The organism is Streptomyces sp. NPDC014882, assembly GCF_043081325.1.
In the GTDB taxonomy this organism is placed as follows: domain Bacteria; phylum Actinomycetota; class Actinomycetes; order Streptomycetales; family Streptomycetaceae; genus Streptomyces.
The window spans coordinates 20,345-39,687 of the sequence record NZ_JBIBWL010000017.1 but is presented as its reverse complement, the minus strand read 5'-3'; the positions used below and the strand labels follow the sequence as shown (position 1 = coordinate 39,687).

The 19,343-nt window shown below is 71.0% G+C and carries 18 protein-coding genes and 1 pseudogene; 6 read left to right on the top strand and 13 right to left on the bottom strand.

Annotated features, from left to right (window positions below):
• Positions 1–10 precede the first annotated feature (10 nt).
• From ACF09K_RS29905 to ACF09K_RS29875, 7 genes and pseudogenes are all read right to left on the bottom strand, one after another.
• A pseudogene (locus ACF09K_RS29905) lies at positions 11–829 on the bottom strand (IS5 family transposase).
• 12 nt (positions 830–841) lie between these two features.
• Positions 842–1,426, bottom strand: a complete 585-nt coding sequence (locus ACF09K_RS29900; RefSeq protein ID WP_392248436.1) for an ATP-binding protein — start codon at positions 1,424–1,426, stop codon at positions 842–844.
• A 99-nt stretch (positions 1,427–1,525) separates the two neighbouring features.
• A complete protein-coding gene (locus ACF09K_RS29895; protein WP_392248435.1) occupies positions 1,526–3,124 on the bottom strand; it encodes a CocE/NonD family hydrolase in 1,599 nt (532 codons plus the stop codon).
• A 215-nt stretch (positions 3,125–3,339) separates the two neighbouring features.
• Positions 3,340–4,614: a PucR family transcriptional regulator gene (locus ACF09K_RS29890; RefSeq protein WP_392248434.1), complete on the bottom strand. Its 1,275-nt coding sequence runs from the start codon at positions 4,612–4,614 to the stop codon at positions 3,340–3,342.
• 73 nt (positions 4,615–4,687) lie between these two features.
• A complete protein-coding gene (locus tag ACF09K_RS29885; protein ID WP_392248433.1) occupies positions 4,688–4,927 on the bottom strand; it encodes a hypothetical protein in 240 nt (79 codons plus the stop codon).
• 349 nt (positions 4,928–5,276) lie between these two features.
• Complete coding sequence (locus ACF09K_RS29880) at positions 5,277–6,347, bottom strand: DUF6215 domain-containing protein (protein ID WP_392248432.1); 1,071 nt, start codon at positions 6,345–6,347, stop codon at positions 5,277–5,279.
• A gap of 98 nt (positions 6,348–6,445) precedes the next feature.
• Complete coding sequence (locus tag ACF09K_RS29875) at positions 6,446–6,826, bottom strand: ATP-binding protein (protein ID WP_392248431.1); 381 nt, start codon at positions 6,824–6,826, stop codon at positions 6,446–6,448.
• A 171-nt stretch (positions 6,827–6,997) separates the two neighbouring features.
• Between ACF09K_RS29875 and ACF09K_RS29870 the strand changes: the two genes are divergently transcribed.
• The gene (locus ACF09K_RS29870; RefSeq protein WP_392248430.1) at positions 6,998–7,861 is read left to right on the top strand and encodes a Scr1 family TA system antitoxin-like transcriptional regulator; all 864 of its coding nucleotides are present in this window, start codon (positions 6,998–7,000) and stop codon (positions 7,859–7,861) included.
• A complete protein-coding gene (locus ACF09K_RS29865; RefSeq protein WP_392248429.1) occupies positions 7,833–8,111 on the top strand; it encodes a DUF397 domain-containing protein in 279 nt (92 codons plus the stop codon). The genes ACF09K_RS29870 and ACF09K_RS29865 overlap by 29 nt, the downstream gene beginning before the upstream one ends.
• Before the next feature lie 52 nt (positions 8,112–8,163).
• Here ACF09K_RS29865 and ACF09K_RS29860 read toward each other — a convergent pair whose 3' ends face one another.
• From ACF09K_RS29860 to ACF09K_RS29850, 3 genes are all read right to left on the bottom strand, one after another.
• Entirely contained in the window at positions 8,164–10,209 is a 2,046-nt protein-coding gene (locus ACF09K_RS29860) for an NAD(+) synthase (RefSeq protein ID WP_392248428.1), read from the bottom strand.
• A 296-nt stretch (positions 10,210–10,505) separates the two neighbouring features.
• The gene (locus ACF09K_RS29855) at positions 10,506–11,120 is read right to left on the bottom strand and encodes a DUF305 domain-containing protein (RefSeq protein ID WP_392248427.1); all 615 of its coding nucleotides are present in this window, start codon (positions 11,118–11,120) and stop codon (positions 10,506–10,508) included.
• Positions 11,117–11,776, bottom strand: coding sequence for a DUF3105 domain-containing protein (locus ACF09K_RS29850; RefSeq protein WP_392248426.1), 660 nt, complete (start codon positions 11,774–11,776; stop codon positions 11,117–11,119). Before ACF09K_RS29850 ends, ACF09K_RS29855 begins: the two co-directional genes overlap by 4 nt.
• A 243-nt stretch (positions 11,777–12,019) precedes the next feature.
• On the opposite strand from ACF09K_RS29850, the gene ACF09K_RS29845 reads away from it, so the two are divergent.
• Complete coding sequence (locus ACF09K_RS29845; RefSeq protein ID WP_392248425.1) at positions 12,020–12,457, top strand: RrF2 family transcriptional regulator; 438 nt, start codon at positions 12,020–12,022, stop codon at positions 12,455–12,457.
• Between the two features lie 275 nt (positions 12,458–12,732).
• Here the strand turns inward: ACF09K_RS29845 and ACF09K_RS29840 are convergent, their stop codons facing one another.
• Positions 12,733–13,266 (bottom strand): DUF4232 domain-containing protein, encoded by a 534-nt coding sequence (locus tag ACF09K_RS29840; protein WP_392248424.1) that lies wholly within the window; start codon positions 13,264–13,266, stop codon positions 12,733–12,735.
• A gap of 360 nt (positions 13,267–13,626) precedes the next feature.
• On the opposite strand from ACF09K_RS29840, the gene ACF09K_RS29835 reads away from it, so the two are divergent.
• Together ACF09K_RS29835 and ACF09K_RS29830 are read left to right on the top strand one after the other, a co-directional pair.
• Entirely contained in the window at positions 13,627–14,118 is a 492-nt protein-coding gene (locus tag ACF09K_RS29835; RefSeq protein WP_392248423.1) for a sortase, read from the top strand.
• A 129-nt stretch (positions 14,119–14,247) separates the two neighbouring features.
• Positions 14,248–14,952 carry a class F sortase gene (locus ACF09K_RS29830; RefSeq protein ID WP_392248422.1) on the top strand — a complete coding sequence of 235 codons (705 nt, stop codon included), beginning with the start codon at positions 14,248–14,250 and terminating at the stop codon, positions 14,950–14,952.
• Positions 14,953–15,099: 147 nt separating this feature from the next.
• Here the strand turns inward: ACF09K_RS29830 and ACF09K_RS29825 are convergent, their stop codons facing one another.
• Complete coding sequence (locus ACF09K_RS29825) at positions 15,100–16,284, bottom strand: globin domain-containing protein (protein WP_392248421.1); 1,185 nt, start codon at positions 16,282–16,284, stop codon at positions 15,100–15,102.
• A 319-nt stretch (positions 16,285–16,603) separates the two neighbouring features.
• On the opposite strand from ACF09K_RS29825, the gene glnA reads away from it, so the two are divergent.
• Positions 16,604–17,965, top strand: coding sequence for a type I glutamate--ammonia ligase (glnA, locus tag ACF09K_RS29820; RefSeq protein ID WP_392248420.1), 1,362 nt, complete (start codon positions 16,604–16,606; stop codon positions 17,963–17,965).
• Between the two features lie 253 nt (positions 17,966–18,218).
• Here the strand turns inward: glnA and ACF09K_RS29815 are convergent, their stop codons facing one another.
• Positions 18,219–19,004 carry a hypothetical protein gene (locus ACF09K_RS29815; RefSeq protein ID WP_392248419.1) on the bottom strand — a complete coding sequence of 262 codons (786 nt, stop codon included), beginning with the start codon at positions 19,002–19,004 and terminating at the stop codon, positions 18,219–18,221.
• Positions 19,005–19,343: the final 339 nt, after the last annotated feature.

The window sequence follows — 19,343 nt, the reverse complement described above, 5'->3', positions numbered from 1 at the left end:
GCGTTGCTCCTTAGACGTCATCCCATTTGGTGAGCCTGCGGTAGCAGATGAGGGTGCAGGCGATGCTGGTGAAGGCGGGGAAGTGGTCGGCCTTGCGTTCGTAGCGACGGTGGAGGCGGCGGCAGCCGACGAGCCAGGACATGGTTCGCTCGATGGTTCACCGGTGTCGTCCGAGCCGTTGTGAGCTTTCGATCCCTTTGCGGGCGATGCGGTGGGTGGTGCCGCGTCCACGTAACCATCGCCGCAGGTGGGGGTAGTCGTAGCCCTTGTCGCCGTGGAGCTTTCCCGGCTTGCGTCGCCTGCGTCCGCGGCGGGAGCGGATCGGCGGTATGCCCTTGACCAAGGGGATCAGGGCCTGGCTGTCGTGCAGGTTCGCGTCCGAGATTCCGGCAGAGATGGGCAGACCGGTCCGCTCGGTGATCAAGTGGGTCTTCGAGCCGTACTTCCCCCCGGTCAACAGGATTCGGACCTGTCAGGTCCCCCTTTTCAAGGCCCGTATGGTGACCGAGCCGATCGCGCAGCGAGTCCAGTCCAGCTCTCCGCGGGCACCGAGCTCGTCGAGCACCACGCGGTGGAGCTTGGCCCACACCCGGGCCTTCGACCACTCACTGAACCGTCGGTGGGCCGCCGCCCCTGACGGCCCGAACGACGCTGTCGGCAATTGCTGCCACGTGCAGCCCGACGTGGCCACGAACACGATCGCCGCCAGCACCTCCCGGTCGCCATGCCGGCGCCGACCACCGCCCTGAGGCCGCGACGGTGCCTCCGGCACCACCCGCTCGAACAGCTCGCACAACTCGTCCGGCACCAGCCGCTCAACAATCCCCATGGCCTGTGGCGCCTACGACTCGAAGACGATCACGGCCCGCATAACCGTGCCCTCGGCGGAGCACCGCGCGGACCTGTCCACGCAGTACGCGTCAACCAGGGCGAGCCCGCGGCCGAAGTCGGCGTCCATGTCCATCGCCTCACAGCGCGGTATGGGGCGGTCCTGCCGGCGTCCGCGGTCGCGTACCGCCACGGCCGGCGAGGCGCCGTCGATTTCGAGCGTCACTGCCAGGTCCGGACTGCCGCTGTGCAGAACGACGTCGGTACTCAGTTCGCTGATCACCACGGAGAGTGCCTTCTGCGCAGCTTCGGACAGCCGATGGCTCTGGGCCAGGGCGTGAGTGAGCAGGCGGAGGCGGGGTACGCCTCGCGGACACGACGGCAGGACGGCCACAGCCAGGACCTGCCTGGTGCAAGTCACGTTGGTGAAGACCGGTGCGCCCTCCCGCAAGAAGCTCGTGCAGGCCCTTGCTGCGGATTCTGATTGATTGCGTATCCGTGAATTCCCGCTTCCGGAGAGGACGGGCCGTTCCTTTCGCGCCACAATTGTCCCGGGCGGCGCCGCATCCGCACCCCGTGCGGTGCCGCAACGGGCCATCGGTCACCGCTACGGGCCCACGCAGGCGCGCATTCCGGCCACCCGGGCCAGGTCCGGCCAGGATGCACGCCTGCAGGCCTCTCAGTCCGGCGACACCGGTCAGCGGAGGGGGACGTTCAGTTCCGCGCCGCCCGCGAAGTCGATCGCCTGGAACGCGATGTTGTAGTTGTTGTAGAGGGTGTCGACACCGTCGATGACGAGGGCGAGCCGGTTTCCGGCGGGGACGTCGTAGGCGGTGGAGAGCATCTCGACGTCGAGGGTGAACGGCTGCCCCGGCGTCTTGCCGTGGAAGCTCACGGGGCCGTGGGTGACCAGCTCGCCGATGCCGAGCCCGTTGACGCTGTAGAGGTAGGCGACCACCGTGCCGTCGGACCGGTTGCTGGTGACGGTCGCGCGCATGGTCGGCGTGCCGCGTACCTTCTGGACGGTGTCGTAGCGCTCGGTCTGCCAGACGGCCGCGCTGATGCTGGGCAGCAACGGGATGGACACCGTCGGGGAGACCCGGGCGAACTGGTCCAGCATGCTGGACAGGAAGGAGATGCCGGCGTTCGCGCCGGACTCCAGCTGCGGGAGGATGTCCTCGTCGTCCGTGAACCGGAGGTTCTGCGTGCGGCTCGGGACGGCGGCCCAGCTCGCGTAGCCCTCGTACTCGCCGCCGGAGCGCGACTTGAGCTGGACGGGCTGCTCGGCGTCGATGCCGTTCTGGACGCCCTTGAGATGGTGGTCGAACCAGCGGAAGGTGTTGTTCCAGACGTCGTTGGGCAGCCCGAGCAGGCCGAGGCCCTCCGCGGTGGCGTGGTCGCCGGGGCGCAGCTCCAGGCGCTTGGGGCCGCTCAGCTTCTCGTAGAAGGACGCGTACTGGTTGGGGGCGAAGAACGAGTCGCCCCATGCGTTGGCCAGCATGACCGCGGTGTCGTTGGCGTTGAGCCGGTCCACCTGGTGGGCGACGGAGCGCTGCTCTGCCCAGGGGATGACCTCGTCGATGCGGTCGGTCTTCCCGCTGAGCATGATCTCCATCTTCTCGGCGGCCTCCGCGCTGGGCCGGCCCGTCGCGTAGCCGAGGCTGGCGAGTATCGCGGTGGCCTGCGTGTGCTGTGTCTCGCCCTTGTACAGGGACTCGACGAGGTCCGCCCAGCCGCTCAGCGCGGATACGGCGTCGACGCGGGCGTCCTGGGCGGCCGTGAGCAGGCTGATGCCCGCGCCGTAGGAGACCCCGGCCATGCCGATCAGCTCGGGGTCCGCGGCGGTGTTGGCCAGGGCCCAGTCGATGACCTTGCGGGCGTCGGCGACGTCCTTGGGACCGGCCACCTCGATCTCGCCGCCGGACTGCCAGAAGCCGCGGACGTTGTACGAGACGACGACGTAGCCCTTCTCGGCCAGCTTCGTCGCCTGCGCGATGTACTCGATCTGTGGCATCGCCCAGCTCGTGGGGAGCACGATGACGGGGTAGTCGCGGCTGGTGTCGGTGGGGGCGACGACGTTCGCGGCGAGTGTCACGCCCTCGTAGCCGGCGATGTCGACGAAACGCGTCGTGGTGGGAAGCGTCTGGGAGGCGGTGGCGGCCGTCGGGGCCTCGGCGGCCTGCGTGACGGGTGCGAGGCTGATCCCCGTTCCCGTCACGATGGCGACCGTCAACGCGACGGCGGCGATGCGGGATCTGTAGGGACGGAGAGGGGTGGTGGGGGTGATGCGGCTCATGTGACGCGACTCCTGGACTCGGTGCCGTCGACAGGTGAGGATCGGCACGCAGCGGAAGTACGCCCGCCGGGCCCGATGCCGACGGGTTCTCGCCTCGTTACCCGCCCTCGAACCAAGGGTTACCGGCAGGTAAGTCGTCGCTCAAGAATGGGGCCGAGTCGGCCAAGATCCGCTTGGTTCCACCGTTAGAAGTATTCGGGGGAGTTGGTGACAGGTCACAAAAAATCGGGGGCGTCATACGCCGCCACAGCCGCCTGCACCCGTGCCAGATCCGCTGGCCGGGTCGCGTCGAGGCCCGTCAGAGCAGTGATCCGCCGCAGCCGGTAGTCCAGGGTGTTGGGATGGACGCTCAGCCGTTCCGCAGCGCCGCGCCGGTCCATGTCGCTGGACAGATAGGCCTTGAGCGTGGCCAGCAGTTCCGGCTTCCCGGCCAGCGGTGCGAGCAGCGAGGAGAGTTGTGCCAGTGCGGGCCCGGGACGGGTCAGCTGGTACTCCAGCAGCACGTCCGCCAGCCGGTACGGTCCCGGTGGGCGGCCCACGGCCTCGGCGACCTTGCGGACGTCGGCGGCCAGCAGTGCCCCGTTGCGCACACCGTCCGGCGCCGCGATCACGACCCCCGCGGTGATCGCCGCACCCGACACCCGCATCATGTGCCCGAGGACGCCGTCCACCCACTCCGCCACGGTCTCCGGTACGTCACCGGCCAACCCGGCCGCGTCTTCGCCGGTCGGCTCGCCCGGAACCGGCAGCAGGGCCAGACCACCGTCCACGGACAGCGCCGACAGCACCACACCGCTCACGTGCCGCTCCAGTTCCCTCCGCAGCCGCCGCAGTTTGCGACGCCCGGCGATCACCGGGTCCACGCCGGGCGTCCGCTCGTCCCGGTGCGCGTCGACGGTCAGGCTCAGCACAAGGAACCGCGCCGGCAGAGCGATACCGGCCCGGTCGGCCGCTTCCCGCGCGGGCGAGCCCGCCAGCAGCGCTTCCAGCAGCGCCTGCTGGGCGAAGTGCTCGACGCCGAACGCCGCCTGCCGCTCCTGGAAATAACCTCCCACGCCGGCCGCCGTGACGCGCTGCAGGTACTGCATCAGCACCCGGTTCAGCGCGAGGGCGTCCTGTACGTCCTGAGGCCTCACCGACGGCGCCAACGTGTCGAGCACCACCTGCGCGCCCAGGTGGTAGGCACTGATCACCGAGTCGAGCATCAGCCCCTCCTCGGCACGGTGAGCCGCCGCCTCCCGGATGACGGCGAGCCGCTCACGCCCCGGCAGCTCCCCGGTGCGCAGCACCTCGGCGAAGCCGTGGATGCCTTGGTACGCCACCCCCATGATCTCTTTGCGCAGCTCCTCCGGAGGCAGCGCGCCGTACGCGGGCAGCTGGCCCACGAGCTCGTCCACCACACGCCTGGCGAGGTCACGGGCGTTTGCCGAGAGCTGCCGGTGCACCGGTACTCCGCCGAAAGAGATGTCCGCGAGGTGAGGATCGGTCACACGACGACTGTCGCAGACGGCGATCATGCGGTGGCGGATTTGAGGTGATGGTCACAGTGGCGGAGACCAAGGTTCAGTGGTCGGTTGCTCCGGAGGCCTCGGTTGGGGCGAGGAGCCGTCGGTGGAAGAGGTCGAGGACCTGGCGGGTGGGTCGGCAGGGTTCGTCGATCAGGTGCTCGGTCAGGACCGAGTGCGGGGGAATCAGGCTATTCGGGTTTGCCGCGCTGTCGTCGAGTTCGACCGCGACGAACGAGTCGCCCAGCCTCTCGCGCGGGAGGGCGAACCGGGCGTCCTGGCAGCGCTGGTACGACATCAACATTCCGCAGTGCGCGCTCACAAGCTCGCGGAGGTCAGGCGTGAACGGGCGCTGACTCAGCGCCAAGTGGCCGTGTCGATGGGGGGGGCTCGGCACCTCGGGTCTCCGCGATCGAGCACGGTGAGCTGGGTCGCGCGGAGGTCGCGACCCTCCGGGCCTACGTCGAAGCGCTCTGCGGCCGACTGCGCGTGGTCGCAGACTTCGGGGACGCGGAGTACACCGTCGCCTGAGGCGCGAGCCGAAGCTCTCATCGACCAACAAGGACCAGGTGTCCGACCTGGGCCTTGATCATGGAGCGGGTGACGAGAACCGAACTCGCTCTCTCCGCTTGGACGTCCCGCACGCCTCAGCGGCCGCTCCGTCCGGGGATCGCCGGAAGGACCTTCTCGGCGATGTCGAGGAGGGCCTGGTCGGTGGGGAGCGCCCCGGACTCGCTCCACACGGTGAGGTCGTAGGAGCCGCCCCGGTCCTCGGGGTCGAGCGCCACGGACAGCGTCCTGGCCAACGGGCCCTGCTGCACCGGCCCGCTCGAACCCTCGCCCCCGAGGCTGAACTCGAACTTCATGGTGTGCTCCGAGGAGAGGAGCGCGGGCCGGCCGAGGACCGTGAGCGTCCTGAGGTCCTTCTCGTCCTCGTCCCCCGCGATCTTCACCAGCTTCGCGTACTGGGCGGTCGACAGGTCGTTGTACGTGGCCGAGAGGTCCACGGTGTACGTGTCGAAGGAGACCTTGGCCTCCGGCTCGGCGACCTTCCCGTCCGTCAGGGCGGCGGTGTTGTTGCTGCCGGAGGCCGAGGTCGCGATCTCCGCGGGCGTTCCGAGGAGCCGCGCCAGGTCGGGCCGGTTGAGCGCCTCGCACAGCTCGTCACCGGTCACGGGCCGGGGCTTCTTCTCGTAGACCGGCGGCAGCGTCTCGTCCTCCGTCTCCGAACACGACGCGGGCCGCGGTGTGTCGTCGTCCGCCGGCAGCACGTCGGGGGCCAGCCACAGCACGGCCCCGAGTGCCGCGAACACGGCCACGGCCGCGACGGCCTGGCCCCACGGGTTGGGCTCCTTCTCGGTGGCGGCCGGGCCGGGAGGCGAGCCGGCTCCGATCGGTGCGGGTGCCGGTGCCGGTGCCGTTCCAGCCGGTGCCGGTGCCACCTGTGCCTGGGCCCAGGCCTGAGCGACGGCGTCGGTCGGCGGCGTCCCGTCCGCGGAGGCCGCCGGAGCAGGGTTCCGGCGCGCGCGCAGCGCCCGGACCACCAGGTGAACGCGTACCGCGGTGAACACGAGGAACACCGCGCCGATACCGGCCGTGACCAGGTCGTGGTCGTGGACGGCGAGGTACGTGAGGCGTACGCCGAGGACGGACCCGAGGGCGATGAGCAGCGGTTCGCGGACCCAGAAGGGCAGAACGCGCAGGAGGAGACCGAGCATCCGGCGATCCCACCAGGTCGAGCCCGCGTCCGCCATGGTGGAAGCCACAATTCCGGGAGCTGTCGTGTCCCTGTTCAAGTCGCCTTCCCGGCAGGGCCCTACCGGACGGGCACCTCCGACTGGCGCCCCGGTGCGGCCAGTTCGCACCAGACCGTCTTGTGGTCCGCTCCCTGGTCCACGCCCCACCGCCGGGCGAGCGCGTCGATCAGGGCCAGGCCGCGGCCGGACTCGGCGGTGCCGGCGGCCGGCAGGAGGACGGGGAGGACGCGCGCGTCGGGGTCGGTGACCTCGACGCGAGTGTGCCCGTGGGGCGTGCCGGTGACGCGGACCGTCACCGGGGTGCCCTCGCCGAGGTGGTCGATGACGTTCGTCAGCAGCTCCGTCGCGCACAGGAGGACGTCGAAGTCGAGCGCGCGCAGGTGGTGGCGCAGTTCGGGCACGGACTTCGGGGTGGCGAGCAGGTCGAGTTCGAAGGTCATCGTCCGGTCGCCGTCCTGCGAGGGCTGACGTCGTGAGGGGTGGGGGAGCGGTCGGGCATGGGGGCGGCCACCTTCTGTGCGGTGTGTGACGAACTCCTCACAGAATGTCGCCGCGCTGGCTACGGTGGAAGGGGTCGCGCGTCCGCGACCGGTACGGCGGAAGGTGTGCGAGTGGCACGGCGCAAGGACATCGACGGCTCGATGAGCGTCCCGACGTTCTACGGCAAGGAGTTGAGGTGGAAGCGGGAGGCGGCGGGACTCTCGCTGGAGGGACTGCTCCAGGGCAGCTTCTACGGCAAGACCTACCTCAGCGACATCGAACGCGGCGAGCGCCGCATGCCGTTGGACCTGGCCCGGCACGTGGACCGGGCGCTGGGGACCGACGGCTTCTTCGAACGGCACTGTGAGGATGTGCGGAGGGCGCGGCGGGGACCGCACGCCGCGTACTTCGAGAAGGTCCTGGAGGCGGAGAAGCACGCGGAGTCCATCGAGGAGTGGTGCCCGATCGCTTTCCCCGGGTTGCTTCAAACGGCCTCGTACGCGCGGACGCTGGTCCGGGCCGCCCATCCGGCGGCGGCCGACGAGTGGGTCGAGGAGAAAGTGGCCGCCCGCCTCGCCTGTGCTCGCCTCTTCGAGGACGACCATTCCACTCCGGAGTACTGGGTCATCCTGCATGAGTCGCTGCTCACCGAACCGATCCTCTCGCCGTTGGAGATGGCGGAACAACTTGACCGAATCATGGTGTTGGCCGAGCAGCGACGGATCGTTCCGCAGATCGTCCCGCGAACGTGCGGGGCGTATCCCCTGATGGCTGCCTCCACCAAGGTCATGACCTTCCCGGACGCGCCGCCGCTGATTTACATCGAGGCGTCCTACAGCGGTGACACCATCGACGATCCGGCCCTCGTGAAGCAGTACCGCAAGGCATACGATCGGCTCAGGGCCGTCGCGCTGTCACCGGAGACGTCCCTGACGATCGTTAAGGCAGCGGCAGGGGATTACCGAAATGGCAGTCGACCGGATCGACTTGAGTGAAGCGCTCTGGTGCAAGAGCAGCTACAGCAACGGTGACGGCGGGGATTGCGTTGAGGTCGCCACCGACTTCCCCGGCGCCGCCCTCTGGCGCAAGTCCACCTACAGCAACGGCAGCGGCGGCAACTGCGTCGAGGTCGCCGACAACATCCCCGGCCTCGTCCCCGTCCGGGACTCCAAGGTCCCCCACGGTCCCGCCCTGCTCCTCGGCGCCGCCGCCTGGGCGCCCTTCGTCGCGTCGCTCAAGGGCTGAACCGGGCGCCGGGAAGGAGGTCCCCGGCGCCCGGTCCCTCACCAGGGCGCGGTCAGCGTTCCGCCACCGCCTCGTCGACGCGGGCCAGGTCGCGCAGCCAGGCCTCGGCCGTGCTGTCCGACGGCGCTCGCCAGTCGCCGCGCGGGGAGAGCGAACCGCCCGCCGACACCTTCGGCCCGTTCGGCATGGCCGAGCGCTTGAACTGCGCGAACGCGAAGAAGCGGCGGCAGAACACCTCCAGCCAGCGCCGGATCTCCGGCAGGTCGTACGCCACCCGCTTGGCCTCCGGGAAGTTCGGCGGCCAGGCGCCGCCCTCCGGGTCGTGCCAGGCGTGCCAGGCCAGGAAGGCGATCTTCGACGGCCGGAAGCCGTAGCGCAGCACCTGGAAGAGGGTGAAGTCGTGCAGCGCGTACGGGCCGATCCTGGACTCGGTGGACTGCATCTCCTCGCCCGGCACCAGCTCGGGGCTGATCTCGGTGTCGAGGATCGCGGTCAGCACCTCGCCGGTCTCCTCGTCGAACTGCCCGCTGCTGACGACCCAGCGGATCAGGTGCTGCATCAGCGTCTTCGGCACGCCCGAGTTGACGTTGTAGTGGCTCATCTGGTCGCCCACGCCGTACGTGGACCAGCCGAGCGCCAGCTCCGACAGGTCGCCGGTGCCCAGCACGATGCCGCCGCGCTGGTTGGCGAGCCGGAACAGGTAGTCGGTGCGCAGGCCGGCCTGGACGTTCTCGAAGGTGACGTCGTACACCGGCTCGCCGGAGGCGAACGGGTGGCCCATCTCCTTCAGCATCAGCCGCGCGGTCGGCGTGATGTCCAGTTCGGCCGCCGTGACCCCGAGGGCCCGCATCAGCCTGTGGGCGTTGCCCTTGGTGTGGTCGCCGGTGGCGAACCCGGGCAGGGTCCAGGCCAGGATGTCGCTGCGCGGCCGGCCCGCGCGGTCCATCGCGCGGGCGGCGACGATCAGCGCGTGCGTGGAGTCGAGGCCCCCGGACACCCCGATGACGACCTTGGGGCCGCCGATCGAGGCCAGCCGCTGCTGGAGGCCGGCGACCTGGATGTTGTACGCCTCGTAGCAGTCCAGGGCGAGCCGCTCGGCGTCGGCGGGCACGAACGGGAACCGCTCGACGCGCCGGCGCAGCCCCAGGTCGGCGGCCGGCGGGGCGAGCGTGAAGGACACCGTCCGGAAGTCGCCGGTCCGCGCGGCGTGCGTACGGCGGTTCTCGTCGAACGTGCCCATCCGCATCCGCTCCTGCCGCAGCAGGTCGAGGTCGATGTCGGCCACCGCGTGGCTCTCGCCGAGCGCGAAGCGGTCGGACTCCGCCAGCAGCATCCCGTTCTCGTAGATCAGGGTCTGCCCGTCCCAGGACAGGTCGGTGGTCGACTCGCCGAGCCCGGCCGCCGCGTAGACGTACGCGGCGAGGCAGCGCGAGGACGCCGAACGGCACAGCAGCTTGCGGTCCTCGGCCCTGCCGACCGTGATCGGGCTGCCCGAGAGGTTGACGAGGACGGTCGCGCCCGCGAGCGCGGCCTCGGCGCTCGGCGGCACCGGCACCCACATGTCCTCGCAGACCTCGGCGTGCAGCACCAGGCCGGGGACGTCCGCCGCCTCGAACAGCAGGTCCACGCCGAACGGCACGGCCCGGCCGCCGACCCGGATCGTCCCGCCGCGCTCGTCGTCACCCCCGGCGATCTGCCGGCGCTCGTAGAACTCCCGGTAGTTCGGCGGGTACGACTTGGGCACGACGCCGAGCACCCGGCCGCGGTGCACGACCACCGCGCAGTTGTAGACCCGGTTGCGGTGGCGCAGCGGGGCGCCGACGACCAGGACCGGCAGCAGCTCCGCCGACCCCGCCACCACCTCCCGGAGCGCCTCCTCGACCTGGTCGAGCAGCGCGTCCTGGAGCAGCAGGTCCTCGATGGAGTAGCCGCACAGCACCATCTCGGGGAACACGGTGACGGCGACGCCCTCGTCGGCGCACCGGCGGGCCTGGCGCAGCACCGCCTCGGCGTTGGCGTGCGGATCCGCGATGACGGTGTGGCCCGTGCACGCGGCGACGCGCGCGAAGCCGTGCTGGTAGATCGACCAGAAGTTCAACGGGGCTTCCTCGGGTGAAGGGGACGGACACGGCGGACGAGCGCGCGGCATCCCGCCGGCACGGGGCGGGTTCCGGACACACGGGCAGTGTAATCGTCAGAGCGACGCGATGGGGGTGCGAGGCCGCGTGGCGAGGGGGCGCGGGACCTGAGTTCCCGCGCCCCCTGGATGCCGTTCCCCGGGGCCCGTACCGCACGCACCACGCGTCCCCCGGGGGCCCGCCGCGAAACACCCCGGGGCCGCGCTCCCGGTCGGGCGGTGCCGTGTCCCAGGTCCCACGCCCCACGCCCCACGTCCTACGGACGCGGCGTGGCCCCCCGTGCCGCGAGCATGTCGTCCATCAGCTCGATCTCCGACCGCTGCGCCTCGACCATGCCCCGCGCGAGCCGCTTCTCCACGCCCACCGTGCACTTGTCGGCACAGCCCTCGGCCATGTGGACGCCGCCCCGGTGGTGGTCCGTCATCAGCCGGAGGTAGAGGACCTCGGCCTGCCGGCCGTTCAGCGTGCCGAGTTTCTCCATCTCGGTGTCGGTGGCCATGCCCGGCATCAGCGCGCCGTCCTCGCCGGAGGCCATGCCGGCCATGTCCATCCAGGCCATCGGCCCGTCCGAGGACACCTTGGGCAGCTTCCACAGGTCGAGCCAGCCGAGCATCATGCCGCGCTGGTTGGCCTGCGTCTGCGCGATGTCGTAGGCGAGCCGCCGCACCTCCTCGTCCTTCGTGCGGTCGCGCACGATGTACGACATCTCGACGGCCTGCTGGTGGTGCACCGCCATGTCCCGGGCGAAACCGGCGTCCGCGGACGCGGCCGAGGGCACCTCGGAGCCGTCGTCCCCGGCGACGGAGCAACCGATCGCCCCGGCCGCGACCAGCACCCCGGCCACGGCCACGGCGACTCCCGCGTACCTCACTTCGACAGACCGCCCGTGCACGCGGCGCCCGGCTCCGGCGTCTGCTCGCCCTGCACGTACTTCTCGAAGAACGCGGCCACGTTCGGGTCGCTCGCCCCGGTCACCGTCCGCTGGTGCCCCCAGGCGGTCAGCACGATCGGATCGGCCTGCTTGTCGTCCGGGCTCATCAGCGTGTACGGCGTCTTCTCCACCTTCGCCGCCAGCGCCTCCACGTCGGCCTTCGGCGCCTTGCTGTTGTACGTCACCCAGACCGCGCCGTGCTCCAGCGAGTGCACCGCGTTCACGTTGTTCAGGGCCTTGTCGTACACGTCCCCGTCGCAGTTCATCCACGCCTGGTGGTGGTCACCGCCGACCGGCGGCTCCATCGGGTAGGCGACCGCCTTGGTGACGTGGTTGCGGCCCAGCGTGCCCTTCCACGTCTTCACGCCGTCCGAGCCGGTGACGAAGCTGCCCGAGGTCTTGGCGTCGGCGGAGGGGGTGTCGTCCGACTGCGACCGCACGAGGAACACGGTGCCGGCGACGAGGGCGGCCACCGCGACGGTGGCGCCCGTGATCGTCAGGATCCGGTTGCGCCGCTCGCGCGACTGCTCGGCACGGCGCATCTCCTCTATGCGCGCCTTGCGCGCCGCGCTGGTGTCCTTCTTGGCGGAACCCATGGGGCCTGTCCTTCGGGGGAAAGGGGGCGGAAAGGTCGGGGCGTGCGGTGCGCACGGGGCCCGCGGGCGGTCGCGGTGTCCGGGCGTTGTTCGATTCGTTCGTTTCCCCTGATCGTAGTGCGGCAACCGGGTGAACCCCTAGACAGGTCGCAGCCGGGGCCGGGCGCGGACGGCGCCGGGACGGCCCGGATAATCGGTAGCCGAGATGCGCATTATGCGCGCGTCTCCTCTACCCTTCACCGCATGCGGCTCTTGCGATCCACCGACCTGGCACTGCGCGTGCTGATGCGGCTCGCGGTGGTGGACGCGACCACCACTCCGACGACGCGGGACGTGGCCGCCGCCATGGAGGTCCCGTACACCCACACGGCCAAGGTCGTCGCGGAACTCCAGCACATGGGTCTCCTGGAGGCCCGTCGCGGCCGGGGCGGCGGCCTCGCCCTGACGGAGAAGGGCCGTACGGCGTCGGTGGGCGCCGTGGTCCGCGTCTTCGAGGGCGACGACGACGTCGTCGAGTGCGAGGGGGCCACCCCCTGTCCCCTGCGCGACGGCTGCCGTCTGCGCGGCGCCCTGCGCCGGGCCCAGGAGGCCTTCTACGCCTCACTGGACCCGATCACGGTCTCCGACATCGTCGCGACCCCGACGGGACCGCTGCTGCTGGGGATCTCCGGGCGGGTCTGACGGGACCGCCGGACCCGCCGCGGCGGCCCGCGCCGGCCCGCCCCCCCCGTGGGGCGCATCGGTAGGCGGTCCGGGCGGCCGGAGCGGCCGGTGGGGGTCGGGCCGGCGGGTTTCCGGCCGGCGGGCTTCCGGCACGCCGGTTTCCGATCGGCGCGCGGCCCGGGCGGCCGGCAGGTCTCCGGCCCGCCGGCCGGCTCGCGGGTTTCAGTCCCTCAGGGAGATCCCGCGGTGGCCGCGTCCGCCTCCGAAGGGAGGCCCGGCGGCCGTCCGGTCGGTCACAGGCCGACCGGGTCGAGGTAGGTGGCCGGGTGGGTGGCGCCGTCCTGCTTGAGGATCTGGCCCCCGAACGGCCACTTCAGGGTGAAGTGCTCCGTCTCGTTCGGCGGGGTCACCAGGAACTTCGACGGGACGAACTTCTCCGTCTGCGGCGTGGACGCGGCCACCGGGAGCAGGGTGATGCCGAAGTCCACCGTGTCCCCCGGCTCCAGGGTCACCTTCACGGGCTTCCTGGAGGAGCGCACCAGCGACCAGGTGCCGTCGGTCTTCTGCGCGCCGACCATGTCGACACCGGCGAAGCCGGACAGGGTGCAGGTGCGCTCGCTCCGGTTGGTGAACCAGACGTACGCCCGGGTCTGCTTCTCGCTCTGCCCCATCTCCGGCTTCGCGTCGTCCCCCAGGGCGAAGCCGGCCTTCAGGTCGACGGTGTGGCAGCGGGTCGGTGCGGCGGCGGCCGAGGCCGGTGCGGCGGTGACGGCGGCACCGGCGACGACGACGGCCGCAAGGGCCACGGCGGTGAGCTTGCTGTTCATGAAGTGTCGGGTTCCCCTCGCGTACGGATCGGCGCGCGGGTCAGTGCGCGCCTGCGTACCTGAAGATGCGCGATGCCCGGGGGAGGTTCGGCGCCCTGTGGGACGTTTTCCCGCCGTCGTTCCCGGCACTGTTCCCGCCATCGTTCGCGCCGTCGTTTCCACGACGGAGCCGCGGCCCCGGCTCCGGCCCCGGTCCCGGGCCCTCCCGGAGGGTGCCGGAGGGTGCCGGGTAAGCCTGGCGGGTGAAACCCGTGTCCAACTGCCACGTCGCGGAGGTGACGGGGCGTTGATCGCCTTATCAGTTGAGGAGAAAAGAGGCGCCGTAACGGCAGGCCTGACGAAGCTTCACTGGAGGACCCCTTGGGCAACACACGTGTCGGCGTAGGCATCGGACTGATGGTCGGTGCCCTGGCGCTGCAGATCCCGGCCGCCGCCGCGGCCGGTGACGCGAGTCTCGACATCCGCTCCCGGTCGGGCTCGTCCGGCTCCACGGTCACCGTCAGCACCGACGCCTGCGGCGCGGACGTGACCTACGGCAAGGGCGAGTCCGAGCTGGCGGGGGCGTTCCACCTCTTCGAGGGCGAGCGCAAGGGCGTGCTCACCGGCCGGTTCACGGTGCCGGCCGGGACCGGGGCCACCACCGACACCGTCACCGTCAAATGCCCGCCGCGGATCAAGCTCACGGACTCCTACACGCTGACGACGCGTCAGCCCAACGGTGCCGTCGAGGCCGGTTTCGGGGACTCCGGCAACACGGCCGGACAGCTCGCCCTGGGCGGGGCGCTGCTGGCCGCGGGTGCCGCCGGCTGGCTGGTGCGAGCGCGTCACCGCACGCACGCGAACCGCGCCTGACCGCCCGCGCACCACCCCACCGGCTCGCGGCGCCCCCTCATCCGGCTCACCGGGCTCACCGGGCTCACCGGGAACCGCGCGGCACGGCTGTCCGTCTCTCCCCCGTCGTCAGCGAGAGGCACGAACCCGATGGCTCCCGGCCACCCGACCCGCGCTTCCACACCCTCGTACATCCCTTCGACGAAACTCCTGGCCTGGACCGTGGTGACAGGCACGCTGCTGGTGACCGGTGCGCTGCGCGACGGGCAGCCACCGCAGCCTTCGGCGGGCCAGGCCTTCTCCGCCCCGGCAGCCCCCGCCGCCGACCCGACCGCCCCGGCGGCTCCCACCACCGGCCCCACCGCCCCGGCGGCGGATCCGGCCGTCCGGCCGCTGCGACCCTCACCACCCGTGCGACTCCGGATCCCCGCCATCGGCGTGGACGCGCCGATGGGCGAACTGCACCTCGACGCGTCGGGGGCACTCCGGCCCCCACCGGCCGACGCCCCCGGCCTCGTCGGCTGGTACGGCGGGGGCACGCCCCCCGGATCCGCCGGGACGGCCGTCACCACCGGACACGTGGACCTGCCCACCGGCGCCCCCGGGGTCTTCTACGGCCTCGGCTCCGTCGTCAAGGGCCACACGGTCGAGGTCGACCGGGCGGACCGGCGCACGGCCGTCTTCACCGTCGACGCCGTGGAGGTCTACGACAAGGAACGATTTCCCGACGACAAGGTCTACGGCAGTTCCGACCGGGCCGAACTGCGCGTGATCACCTGCGGCGGCGGTTACACCGAGCGCACCGGATACCAGGGCAACGTCGTCGTCTACGCGACGCTCACCGCGGTGAGGTAGGCGGCCGCCGTCGGGGCGGGCCCCCGCACCCCGCCCCCGTCCCCGCCCTCATCCACGGGCTCGTCCGCACGCCGGAGGGGAGCCCCCCGGACCGCCGATCACGAGATCACGGGTCCGCGGGACTCCCCTCCGGGTCGCGGGCCGTCGTCAGGCCGCCGCCAGCCACAGGTCCGGGCCGAACACCTCGTAGTGCACGTCCGCCGGGGCGACCCCCTTCTCGATCAGCTGGGCCCTGACCGCGCGCATGAACGGCAGCGGGCCGCACAGGTACGCGTGCGTGCCGGGCGCGACCGGGACGTCCGTGAGGTCGACGAGGCCGGTGCGGGCGCCCTCGGGGGCGTCCTGCTCGTACCAGAGGTGGACCGTCGCCTCGGGGAGCTTCTCCGCGTACGCCGCGTGCTCGGAGCGCAGCGCGTGCTCGGCGGGGGAGCGGTCGGCGTGCACCACGGTGACCGGGGCGCGGTGCCCGGCGGCCGCCAGGTGGGCCAGCATCGCCGTGATCGGGGTCACGCCGATGCCGGCGGAGGCGAGCAGCAGGGGGGTCTGCGGGGCGTCGGCCAGGACGAGGTCGCCGTACGGCTCCGACAGTTCCAGCACGCTGCCCTCCGTCACGTGTGCGTGGAGGTGGTTCGAGACCTCGCCCTCCGGCGTCGTGCCGCCCGGCACCCGCTTGACGCTGATCTGGCGCAGCGTGTCACCGGGTGCGCCGGAAAGGCTGTACTGGCGTATCTGGCGGGCGCCGTCGGCGAGTTCGGCGCGGACGGAGACGTACTGGCCGGCGCGGAAGTCGCGGACCGGGCCGCCGTCCACCGGGCGCAGCCGGAAGGTGACGACGTCGCTGGTCTCGGGGACGCGCTCGACGACCTCCCAGGCGCGCCAGTCGGCGCCGCCGCTCTCCTCGTACAGCCGCTTCTCGACGGCGATCAGCGCGTTCGCCATCAGCCAGTAGACCTCGTCCCAGGCGGCCGCCACCTCCGGGGTGACCGCCTCGCCGAGCACGGCGACGATGGCGGCGAAGAGGTGCTCGTGCACGACGGCGTACTGCTCGGGCGCGATGCCGAGCGAGGCGTGCTTGTGCGCGATGCGGGAGAGCATCGCGTCGGGGCGGCTGTCCGGGTGCTCGACCAGGTGCGTGGCGAAGGCGGCGATGGAACCGGCCAGGGCCTGGCGCTGGGTCCCGGCGGCCTGGTTGCCGCGGTTGAACAGGTCCCGCAGCAGCTCCGGGTGGGCCTCGAACAGCCCCGCGTAGAAGCGCTCGGTGATCTCACCGATCGCGGCGCCCACCACGGGGAGGGTGGCTCGGACGGTCGCTGCGGATGATGCGGACAGCATGAGGTCTCCTCGGACTCGCCTGCGCCACCGGACGGCGCTCGACTGGACGGCACGGTAGTAAAACTTTCATCTGAGATGCAAATTAACTGTCCGGGGGCGGAGGGAGGGGGGCCGGGCATTACGGATGGCGGGGCGAGCGGGCAAGATGGGCCACGAGCGGTACACCTGCCGCACGCGAGGCGTTCACCCCGAGGTCAGCGGCATGATCGAGGTGCGCAACGCGCGTGAAATGGTGTTGTGGTGGGATGCTCAGGTGCCCGACCGCCTCCTGTGATGCAGGAGACAGGCGGCCTGACCGGCAAGGATGGGGAAGCGGAAGATGGACAAGCAGCAGGAGTTCGTGCTCCGGACGTTGGAGGAGCGCGACATCCGGTTCGTACGCCTGTGGTTCACGGACGTGCTGGGCTTCCTCAAGTCCGTCGCCGTGGCCCCGGCCGAACTCGAACAGGCGTTTGATGAAGGCATCGGTTTCGACGGCTCCGCCATCGAGGGCTTCGCCCGGGTGTACGAGTCCGACATGATCGCCAAGCCGGACCCGTCCACCTTCCAGGTCCTCCCCTGGCGCGCGGAGGCCCCCGGCACCGCCCGCATGTTCTGCGACATCCTCATGCCGGACGGCTCCCCGTCCTTCGCCGACCCGAGGTACGTCCTCAAGCGCGCCCTCGCCCGCGCCTCCGACCTGGGCTTCACCTTCTACACCCACCCCGAGATCGAGTTCTTCCTGCTGAAGGACCGCCCCCTCGACGGCTCGCGCCCCACCCCCGCCGACAACTCCGGCTACTTCGACCACACCCCGCAGAACATCGGCATGGACTTCCGCCGCCAGGCGATCACCATGCTGGAGTCGATGGGCATCTCGGTCGAGTTCTCCCACCACGAGGGCGGCCCCGGCCAGCAGGAGATCGACCTGCGGTACGCCGACGCGCTCTCCACGGCCGACAACATCATGACGTTCCGCCTGGTGATGAAGCAGGTCGCGCTGGAGCAGGGCGTGCAGGCGACCTTCATGCCGAAGCCGTTCTCCGAGCACCCCGGCTCCGGTATGCACACCCACCTCTCCCTCTTCGAGGGCGACCGCAACGCGTTCTACGAGTCCGGGTCGGAGTACCAGCTCTCCAAGGTCGGCCGCTCCTTCATCGCGGGCCTGCTCAAGCACGCGGCGGAGATCTCGGCCGTGACCAACCAGTGGGTCAACTCCTACAAGCGCATCTGGGGCGGCTCCGAGCGCACCGCCGGCGCCGGCGGCGAGGCCCCCTCGTACATCTGCTGGGGCCACAACAACCGCTCGGCCCTGGTCCGCGTCCCGATGTACAAGCCCGGCAAGACCGGCTCGGCCCGCATCGAGGTCCGCTCCCTCGACTCCGGCGCCAACCCCTACCTGTCCTACGCCATGCTGCTGGCCGCCGGCCTCAAGGGCGTCGAGGAGGGCTACGAGCTGCCGCCGGGCGCCGAGGACGACGTGTGGGCCCTCTCCGACGCCGAGCGCCGCGCGATGGGCATCGAGCCCCTCCCGCAGAACCTCGGCGAGGCCCTGACCCTGATGGAGCGCAGCGACCTGGTCGCCGAGACCCTCGGCGAGCACGTCTTCGACTTCTTCCTGCGCAACAAGAAGTCGGAGTGGGAGGAGTACCGCTCCGAGGTCACGGCCTTCGAACTGCGGAAGAACCTGCCGGTGCTGTAGGGGGAGGTCGCAGCGGTCGTCCCGCTCGTCCGGCGGGCGGGCCGACGGCCGTGGACCGTCGGCCCGCCGGGCCCCCTTGCTGCCGGAGCGTCCCCGGGCCGGCCGGCTCCCCTTGAACGCGGTCGCGTCGAATGCGGTCGCGACGCTTTCGGTGGATGTGCCGAGGGCGCCAGGAGCAGCGGAGACGGACCGGCGTGGCAGCCCCGCCAGGAGTGGCGGGCACTTCCGTCAGGGCTCCCGGCGCCGTGGGCGTTCAGTACTTCTGCAGGGCGCTGAGATCGATCCAGGTCGAGCATTTGTTGCTCTCGATCCTGTTCGCTCGGCGGACGATCTCCGGATTCTTGCCCAATGCCTCGAAATCTGCACGTGCCGCATCCGCGCGGCGCCGTACTTCATCGCACTGCGCGGCGCTGGGTTTCCCCAGGTCATCGACCAGCATCATGGCGCTCAAGGCCCAGTAGACGCGTGTGAACTGGCGTGCTTCCGTCCTGATGTACCGGTTCCGCTTCCCTTCCGATCCGGTGATCTCGAGGGCCGTCTCGTACTCTCTGTTCATCTTGGTGAAGTCCAGGTTCTGTGCGGCGACATCGGCGATCACGCGATGTGCCTGCAGCGCCTCCAGAGGATCCGCCATGCGCGAGCCGCCGGCTCCGTCGGGTTCCATTCGGGCGGACAACTTCAATGATTCCCGGGCCATGTGTTCCGCGAGTTCGAGGTCCGTGGTCGAAAGCGTCAGGAACAGGCCTGTCAACCGATAAGTGGAAGCGCTCAGATGCAGCTCGCTCTGACCGTACTGCGCGATCAGGCTGTCCACCTGAGTGGCCAGCGTGACGATCTCGTTGCGGCGCGAGGACCCACCTGTGCGGTCGAGTTCGCTCATCTGCACCACGTATTGGGAGATCGCGGCTTGAGCCGCGTCCCGCCGCTGTGCGTTGCCGAGATCCCTCGACGCGTCGACGCCGTAGACCGCGGAAACCGTGGAGGCGACGGCGGACACGGCGGCGATGACGGCACTGGCGACCGCGGCCCTGGTGGACACCTGCTCCGTACTCGGGGGAGGCGTGCCCGTCCGTCGCGGCCGCCGGGCGAAGCGAGGCATGCCCACCTCCCTCGTGGTCCGGCTCCACGCCGCCGCCGTACTGCTTCCCACCGTGAACCACGGGAGTGGCCCGGTCCAGCTCCGGACGGCCGGAAGAGTGCAGTGCCCGGCTCCCGGGGCCGCGCCCGCCCCGACTCGTCGGCGTCCACCGCCGGGGGCTGCGTCCACCGCCGGCCGTCGGCGTCCTCCGGGGTGCGGGGAGTCCTGCCGTGACCGGATGCCGCACCCGGTCGTCCGACGACGTGTCGCTGAGCGGCGCGTTCGTCGGCGGCCGGTGGA